Source organism: Streptomyces sp. NPDC001508, assembly GCF_040298665.1.
GTDB lineage: Bacteria > Actinomycetota > Actinomycetes > Streptomycetales > Streptomycetaceae > Streptomyces.
Genome location: NZ_JBEPAP010000121.1, coordinates 1 through 8,256 on the forward strand (window position 1 = coordinate 1; position 8,256 = coordinate 8,256).

The 8,256-nt window shown below is 64.8% G+C and carries 8 protein-coding genes; 5 read left to right on the forward strand and 3 right to left on the reverse strand.

All coding sequences use genetic code 11. The features are described from left to right. Nucleotides 1-75 precede the first annotated feature (75 nt). Together ABT245_RS45225 and ABT245_RS45230 are read right to left on the reverse strand one after the other, a co-directional pair. Nucleotides 76-648 (reverse strand): hypothetical protein, encoded by a 573-nt coding sequence (locus ABT245_RS45225; protein ID WP_351746819.1) that lies wholly within the window; start codon nucleotides 646-648, stop codon nucleotides 76-78. A gap of 93 nt (nucleotides 649-741) precedes the next feature. Further along, nucleotides 742-972, reverse strand: a complete 231-nt coding sequence (locus ABT245_RS45230) for a hypothetical protein (RefSeq protein WP_351746821.1) — start codon at nucleotides 970-972, stop codon at nucleotides 742-744. A 690-nt stretch (nucleotides 973-1,662) separates the two neighbouring features. Here ABT245_RS45230 and ABT245_RS45235 point away from each other — a divergent pair. Next, the gene (locus ABT245_RS45235; protein ID WP_502982326.1) at nucleotides 1,663-2,022 is read left to right on the forward strand and encodes a histidine phosphatase family protein; all 360 of its coding nucleotides are present in this window, start codon (nucleotides 1,663-1,665) and stop codon (nucleotides 2,020-2,022) included. An 804-nt stretch (nucleotides 2,023-2,826) separates the two neighbouring features. Here the strand turns inward: ABT245_RS45235 and ABT245_RS45240 are convergent. After that, entirely contained in the window at nucleotides 2,827-3,729 is a 903-nt protein-coding gene (locus ABT245_RS45240) for a winged helix-turn-helix transcriptional regulator (RefSeq protein WP_502982327.1), read from the reverse strand. Nucleotides 3,730-4,219: 490 nt separating this feature from the next. Here ABT245_RS45240 and ABT245_RS45245 point away from each other — a divergent pair, with 490 nt between their 5' ends. The 4 genes from ABT245_RS45245 to ABT245_RS45260 are packed head-to-tail and all read left to right on the forward strand — an operon-like array spanning nucleotide 4,220 to nucleotide 8,007. After that, on the forward strand, nucleotides 4,220-4,831 hold the full coding sequence (locus ABT245_RS45245; protein WP_351746824.1) for a hypothetical protein: 612 nt from the start codon (nucleotides 4,220-4,222) through the stop codon (nucleotides 4,829-4,831). Next, on the forward strand, nucleotides 4,828-5,439 hold the full coding sequence (locus ABT245_RS45250; RefSeq protein ID WP_351746827.1) for a toxin: 612 nt from the start codon (nucleotides 4,828-4,830) through the stop codon (nucleotides 5,437-5,439). Before ABT245_RS45245 ends, ABT245_RS45250 begins: the two co-directional genes overlap by 4 nt. Then, entirely contained in the window at nucleotides 5,436-6,614 is a 1,179-nt protein-coding gene (locus ABT245_RS45255; protein WP_351746830.1) for an MAB_1171c family putative transporter, read from the forward strand. The genes ABT245_RS45250 and ABT245_RS45255 overlap by 4 nt, the downstream gene beginning before the upstream one ends. Continuing rightward, complete coding sequence (locus ABT245_RS45260) at nucleotides 6,607-8,007, forward strand: NAD(P)/FAD-dependent oxidoreductase (RefSeq protein ID WP_351746833.1); 1,401 nt, start codon at nucleotides 6,607-6,609, stop codon at nucleotides 8,005-8,007. Before ABT245_RS45255 ends, ABT245_RS45260 begins: the two co-directional genes overlap by 8 nt. Nucleotides 8,008-8,256: the final 249 nt, after the last annotated feature.

Consider the following 8,256-nt stretch of genomic DNA (forward strand, 5'->3'; position numbering starts at 1 on the left):
GATGAGGGCGTAGGAACTCCCATCATCCCAGGTCAGCAGGCACCTCTTCCCATTTCCCCGTCCCCAGACCGACCTTCACGCGGTGGATCCAGGCTCAGCAATCAGAAGGCCGGGAATCGTCTTGCCGGATCCCGTCGGTAGCTCAAGTGCGAGGTCTGGCGTTCTTTGATGGCGCTCGGCATACTCCCTGATGACATCGCCCTGATGCAGCCAGAGCCCATCGACCGCCGTGTTAGTGCGAGGCAACGTACTGCTGAGATAGAGCTCTTCTGGCGAAGGAAACGGTTGCTGGGTGCGCTTCGTCTTGCCTTGGAATGCCATGGTCTGGCTCCCGTCTTTCGGTGTCGAGCCATGGGGCTTGTAGGCGGAGTTGCTGATCTTCAGGGCGGCTCTGGGGCGCGGAGTGGCGGTATGGAAGGCTTCGTACGCGGAGAGCGGGAGGCGCCTGAGTTCATGGTGGGCCGCCGCTGGTCGAACCAGTTTATGCACTCGGCAAGAGCAGTCGCTGGGCGTCTGGCTGTCTGTTTCAGGTGCAATGAAGCCCAGCCACAGAGCGGTCTGCGGCTGGGCTTCATCGAGTGTCAGGAGGACACTGGTCTTCCAGTGATCATGCAGGCGCCAGGAACGCGTCCATCGCGTCTTCCTCACCTGGTCACAGCTGGTGACCAGAAGCTGCCTTGGGGATTGGGCGGAGTGAGGTCACCAGGGAGCACATGCAACACGGGCAGACTTGCCAGGGAACTACGCTGCCGCGGGCGGCTGCTCTTCGTCCGCCTGGGGCGGCATCTCCACCACCGTCTCGGTGGTGGGTTGCTCGTCGGCCTTGCGCTTGAAGCGGTGCCAAGCGTCCCGCGCGCGGCTGGCCGAATCGATCACGTCCGGAACCTGATCCAACACGCCCTTCAGCGCGAACAGGAAGATCGAGGCCACCCCTGCGACGGCAAGGATGGCGAGCGTCGCAGCCCCGTCCAACTGACTCGGTACCTTTCGGGTTGGGTGACCGAGCAGTGGCTCATGCGCAGGGCATTCGTCAGCTCGGCCACAACGAGTGTGGTCGAACTGAGAAGCCCTGCATCCGACGTCTCGCCGGGAATCTCAGAAACCAGGCGCGAACCTGGCTGTTAGTACAGTTCGTGGTACAAGCAGAAGACAGCCTAAGTCGAGTGCGACCCGACGTCGGATGGCTTCAGGGTGTACGCAGCTTTCCCGTACAAGCGCAGCAGCCAGACAGATCGCACGCCCTCTGGAACGCCCCGCGTACTCATGCGGATCACAGAGGTGACAAGACATGAAGTTCTGCCGACTGATTGCACACGGCGGCGAAGCTTGACCGCAGGCAACCCGTCTTGCGCACACAGGAGTTCGCAGCTCCATCGTGGGCACGCCACGAGAATAGCGCACTAGCACGGAACTGCGTGCGAAAACAGGTGAATCCAGTGCTGAGCTGGTGAAACACATCCACCCCGCCTCGGTTCGGAAGGCGGAGTGGACGGGGTGAACTAGGCTGCCACTGGTGGCCCCTCGTCGTGCGCCGAGGCCGTCACCGGGGCGGTGGTTCCTCGGCGTCGTCGAGCTTGGCCGTCTCGTCCTGCTGTTCCCTAGGCGCTTCCACGCATCGCGCGCAAGGCGGAACGACTCGACTGGAGCAAAACGAGTTTCCTCTTGAGGCGGCTGACACCACATCAGCCCCTTTCGCCTCGGTGTCGACCGAAGAGCGGGCACGCGGCGCGGAGCTGGCCCGCCAGGGGGGTCACGGACTTCACCAGCCCGATTCACCACGGGGATGCACCTCGCCACGGCCTTGTCGTCAGCCACGCATTTCTCATCGCCTGGCTGGTGCGTGCAGCCTTGGCCGCCCCGACACGGCGCTGGACGGGCCTCAACCACGGCAACGCAGCGCTCACTGTCATCCGCTACGCCCCGACCCGGCCGGCAACCGGCCTGGCCTACAACGACATAAGCCACCTCCCAGACGACCTGCGCTGGACCGGGATCCCCTCCCAGCTCCGCACGCCCTGCTGAAGCGGCAACTGCACGCGAGCGGACCGCGACGCTCACCAAGCTGTTCGGGTGTGCTCACGCCTTGATGTCCGACCGTGGCAGTGGAGGAAGCGAGGCTGATCGGTTTGGCGTTTGAGTAGTTGGAGGTCCGGGATGCCGCAGCGCGGACCGGGTGAAGGCTCTTTGAGTCGCAGGTCGTGGAGCTGACAGTGCGGCTCGATGCGGAGCGAGAGACGTTGTCACGGCTGCGGGAGACGGTGGCCGAGGTGGTCGCGCAGAGGTCCGCCGTCGGCGGAGCCTTGGCCGCCCAGGAACCGGTGGAGCCTGCCGCAGCGGATGAGCCACCAGTGCGGGTTTCGGAGCGATCATGGTGCCGCACTGGCGGGAGAGGCTGTCGGTCGATGTGTTGCCGGATGTGTACCGGGACATCGCCGAGGTGGTCACGGGCGCGTCGAGGCCGAAGCAGGGCAGGCCAAGCAAGTCGCGCGCAGGATTGCCCCGCCGGCCGCATCGGCGAAGATCGAAGGAACGCGGGCACGCTGAAGCGGCTGGTGGAGCAGAACTGGCTGACCGAGGAACAACCCGGCCAGTTCGCGCTGGCCCCCAAGGGCGAGCCGGAAAACGTGAACAGGCGGAACGAGCAGGCCGCCGGCTGCCGCACAGGAGCATCTCACCAGCGGTGTCCATCCGCCTGTCCGCGCTGCCTCCTCGCCGACGACACCTGGCAGCAGGCTTTCTAACCACCGAGACGCCGGCCGCCATCTGGAGCGCTGCAAGGTGCAGCCGGGCTTGCCGTACGTTCACGAGTTCAGGCGCATAGACAGGTCATCGGATCCCGCTCGTGGCAGTCCTGGCCACCACGGTTCGAGCCGGTATAGAGCGGGGAGGCGCGCCTTGGGCCTGCTGGGTGGGACGCCCGGACCGGATCTCCGAACCGGGCACCCGGCGCCTGGGTGGAGCCGGCAGAAGAGCCTGGCGGATTAGCCGAGAACGGTTCTTTCTCGTGACGCCTGGCTGTACTTGGCCCCAGAGCGGATGCCCGAATGCATGATCCAGCGGGCGCCCGGCCGCCCACATCGACAGCACACCGAAGACTGTCCCAAGAGCTTCGCCGCTGGGCGAAAGACGGTAGGGCTGCCCCTTACCGGCGGTCTCCACCAGGCCGTCGTCAATCAGCTGACGCAACGGCGGGTAGACACCCGTCCAGTTGGCGTCGGGGAGGACGAACCTACCCAGGACACGTGCGCTTGCTTCTTGTCGGAACTTCAGCAGCCATAGAATTGCAGGGACTTGACGCCCAGTAAGCAAGGCAAGACTGTCCTCAACCTGCTCGATCGCCGATGGCGGCTGCTCGGGCCGTTCCAAGTGTTCCCCGGCCCACGCGGCGATCACCGGTATGACCGGAAGCAGCTGCCGACCGCGCCGGGTAAGGCTGTAGGTGACGTGACGCGCCGAGTACTCCGTACGTTCGGCGAGCCCGACGTCGCACAGAGAACGGATCTTGGGATGCAACTGACCGCTGGGGAGATACGACAGCTTGTCCGCGACCTGCGTGTAACGCTGCGGAGAACCCTTCAGGGCCAGCAGTATCCGTACTCTCCAGCGAGGCGTGATCATGTTCAAAGCCTCTGTCACCCGCGTGACGTCAGCATCGACGGCGGGCGGCAGACCGATGGCAGCCAAGGGAAACAACTCCTGAGTGCAGTGAAAGCGGAAGCGAGTCAGCACCTGGGCGCGATCCCGAGCGGTGGTCCGATCGCCCGCGTCGCAATGCGCTTCCGGGTTCCTTGGCTGAAGTGGGGGAAGGTGGTGCATCGAGCGCTCGTAAACATGCTTCCGTCCTGCGGACTTAGTCCTGTTTGTGGGGGCTTTCGAGCGGCAAGCTGCCTTGGCTTTCTACGGGTGTGAGACGGCATCGGGAGGCTGCTCCGTGCCGGCCCGGACCAAAAACTGGGCGGCACAACCGGATCCGATGTCCGGTCGGTTGGCTAACACACGTGGCCCTCCAGCGAGGTGAGGCAACGAGACAGGGACAACGAGCGGGAATGATCACGCCATGTAACAGGACGGATCTCTTCCGCTGTCTGGGATGTTGCAGTGCACACACACCAGATGTCAACGATCGAATCAGATCGGCTTAACGATCGTTGTGGGACTTGGGGATTCCGCGTAAGGTGCCATGAGCACCTCATGTGCCCTTCATTCACGGGAGCGCCCCTTGGACTCAGACCCGCCACTGCCCGAGACATTGGAACGCCTTGAGGCGCTGATCGAGGCGCAGGAGCTGGACAGGTCGCAGCTGCTAGACCCGGCCAAGCTCGCGATCGAGACTGCCCTGCCGGAAAGCACTGTCCGTATCCTGCTGGCCGGAGGCGTGCCGCCGGCCGACACAGTCGATGACCGCGCCCGCGCCCGCATCAGGGCCCTGGCCATCGCAAACCTGGAGGCCACCGGCAGGCGTATGGCGGACCTCGCCGCCGAAGTGCACACCAAAACTGGTGTTTCGGAGGTGTGGGCACGCCAGGTCTGCGACGGCAAGAAGACTCCGAACCTAGACCTCCTCCACGGGCTGGTGAACTTCTTCGGCGTCAAAGAGGGAGAGGCATTCTTCACCGCCCCAGCCGATGAGGCGCTCAACCGCGTCCTGCTGCCAACCCTGCGGGAGCTGGAATCCAACGCCCCGGACCCGGTGCAGGCGCTGATGGACCGGTACGGCGTTCGGGAGACGGACCTGAGGTTGCACGGTTCGATGACACGCCGCCAGTTGGAGCGGCTCCTTGAGGGGGTCTTCCGATCCGTCTTGCCTGAGGAGGGGGACAGTCGCCAATGACCAAGGCGATGAAGTCACTACTGTCCAAGCTGAGCGAAGAGGCATCCAAAACACTCCAGCCGCCGGCGGAGCCGCGTGCGGTCATGGCCGCGTTCTGCGACGCCATGACCGCTTGCTCCGGTCGGCCGATCGATCTTGTCTTCCGCGCCTTTCCCGGGGACATCCCGGTGTCCGGTCTGCGACTGGACTGCGGAGACCGGTCCATCATTGTCGTCGAGGAGCGCACTCCAGCCGAGTCTCAGGTCGTCATCCTCGGGCACGAGTTGTGGCACGAAGAGCAGGGTGATTGCGGGCATCACGTCCCAGGCATCTCGGCCGCGGCTGCTCGCGCGCTCAGCCCTGACCAGAACACCAAAGGCATTCAGGAGGCTGCAGAGCAGATCCTCGCCGCGCACGAAGTACCCCGCGACGCCCTGCTGACCATCGCCGCTCGTGCCGACTCCATCCAAGTGCATGAGCGGGACGCGGAGACATTCGGCTTGCTCTTCGGCAGGGCACTGCGGACCTGGCTCCCCGGCCGGTACGCCCAAGGCCCTGTAAGCGCCACGACACTCGAAGGCCGCATCCGGTTGTCGCTCCTCAACCGCAACGGGCAGATACTGCAATGACGTTCAGCAACCTCCACATCCCCTACGCGCTGCCCGCCGTCCTCCTGGTCCTGGCACTCAGTCTCAAAGCCCCGACCTTCGTCCGAGCTTGGAAGGACCCGGATGTACGGGCTACGACGCTCTTACTGCTGCTGGCGTCGGCGGTGTTCCTGTCGGTCCCGCCTGCCAGCATCCACAAGATCAACACAATGACCGGAGTGCCGAACATCGCGGCGCCCTGGGTGTACTCCCTGCTGACCGCGTTCTGCGGATCCTGCCTCGCAATGGTCATCACCTGGCGGGACGAACCCTCCACCCGGCGCCGCCACATGATCCGGCGCATCTGGATCATCTACAGCGGGATCATCATCGCCCTGTGGGCCACCTTCCTCCTCGCGGACACCCCCGTCGAGCGCATCTATGACTTGGACACGCACTACGCCAGCGCCCCGTGGATGCGTGAGCACATCCTGCTCTATCTGTTCGCCCACATGGTCTCCGCCCTGGTGGCCGCCTACATGATCTGGAAATGGATCTCGAAGGTACACAGCACCTGGCTCAAGGTGGGCCTTGTCTTCCTTCAGGCCGGCTATGCCTTCGGTCTTGTCTTCGACGTGGCCAAGCTCGCGGCCGTCAGCGCGCGCTGGACGGGCACCGATTGGGACTGGCTGTCGACGAAACTTGCGCCACCCTTCGCAGTCCTTGACGCCAGCCTGGTAGGCATCGGGTTCATCCTTCCCCAGGCCGGTCCCTTCCTGCAGAAGTGGATCCGCGACCAGATCACATACCGGCGGCTGCGACCACTCGCCCGAGCCATCCGCGCCGTAGCCCCATCTGCGGCCCATGCCCGTGTTGGCCGCTTTGCCCCCCTCGACCTGCGGCTGATCCAGCGGCAGCAGCGCATCCACGACGGCATCCTGAGGCTTACCCCATTCATCGATCAGCATCTGCACCGCCGCGCGTTCGACGCAGCACGTGCCGACGGGCACGCCGAAGAGCAGGCCCGCGGCATCGCCGGAGCCGTTGCACTTCGTGCCGCCCTTGATGCCTCCTCCTCTCCCGCCACTCATGACGACCACAGCGAGGAGCCATTGGCTGACATCGAGGCCATCTCCCAAGCACTCCGCCGACCACGCATCGTCGACACCATCCGGCAGCGGGTGGCCTCCAGAGAAAGCATGAGCGCCCATGTCTGACACCCGCACCCGTCGTCCTGCCGTCGTCGTCATCGGAGGCAGCGTCAGCGGGCTCTTCGCCGCTGCCGCACTGGTCGAGCACGCCGATGTGACTCTCGTCGAACGCGACATCCTGCCCGAGGGTCCTGCACCACGCCGAGGTGTGCCCCAGGCACGCCACGCACACCTGGTGTGGAGCGGCGGTGTGGTCGCCTTCGACGAACTACTGCCTGGTCTCGTCACCGACCTCACCAACCGCGGCGCCCGTCTCGTGCACATCATGGGCGACATGGTCTCCCGTGCCCCCAACGAGATCTGGTTTCGCCGATTCACCTCCACCCATCACCGCAACCTGGTGTGCTCCCGGGACCTGTTGGATGCCGTCATACGTGACCGCGTCCTCAGTTCCCACGGCATCACCGTCCGAGACAACACCGCCGCCCTCCGTCTGGAAGGCAACGCCACACGTGTTACTGGCGTCCGCGTCCGCTCCGAAGATCGACAGGAAGAGGTGCTTGCTGCCGACCTGGTGATCGATGCTTCCGGCCGAGGCTCCCGCGCACCCCAATGGCTCAAGGAATTGGGACTGCCGCGGATCGCCGAACGTCAGGTGAATGCCGGCGTGGCCTACGCCACTCGTCTCTACCGTGCTCCCGGCAAGAGCACAGACCTACAGTTTCCGCTCGTCAACGTGCAGGCGAACCCGGCCACGGCACCCGGCCGCGGCGGCATCATCCTCCCGATCGAGGACGGCCGCTGGATCGTCACTCTCTCCGGAACACGCGGCGGTGAACCCACCGACGACCCCGCCGCGTTCACCGACTTCGCCCTCGCTCTCGGCGACCCCGTCATCGGGGAACTGATCAAGGACGCAGAACCGCTCGGCGAGATCAGCACGACTCGCAGCACCGCCAACCAACGCCGTTACTTCGAGAAGCTGCACCACTGGCCCGACGGCTTCACCGTCATCGGAGATGCCATCGCCGGGTACAACCCCGTCTACGGCCACGGCATCACCGTGGCCGCCCAGAGCGCCCTCGCACTTCGCCATGTCCTGGACTCCACCGACATCACACGCCCCGGCACAGCACAACGCCTGCTTCACGCCGCAACCCGCCCCGTCGCCGGCGCGTGGGACCTCGCCATAGGGCAGGACATCTTCTACCCAGGCGCCAGCGACCGCCCACCCACACGCATCGAACGTGCTCTCGCGCGGTTCGTTGACCGGGCCGTCGCCACCGGCGCCCGGAACCCACGCGCCCTTGGCGCGCTGCTCGACGTCATGAGCCTGGAAAAACCCGCCACTCGTCTCTTCTCACCCGACATGCTCATCCCCATGCTGCTCGGACCGAAGCGACCCTTCCTACAGGGGCGACCCCTGACCGCCCGGGAGCGAGAGGTCGCCAAGTCATAGGGACCCACCAATGAGCCCGCGCGTACGCCGCCAAACCTCTAACCCGTTACAAGCTCCTCTTCAAATGATCCGCCAGCTCCAAACTGAACCGCTCCGTGTAACTCGGGGCAGGCCAGAGCCTCCATCAGACCCAGAGCGCTTCAAACCTCGTCGGTGAACCGCCCCGGGTTCGATAGAGATCTCAGATTATGGTTGTGACCTGGGGTTTTGCGGATTCCATGTAGTGATTGGCTTCGTACTCGACGGGTG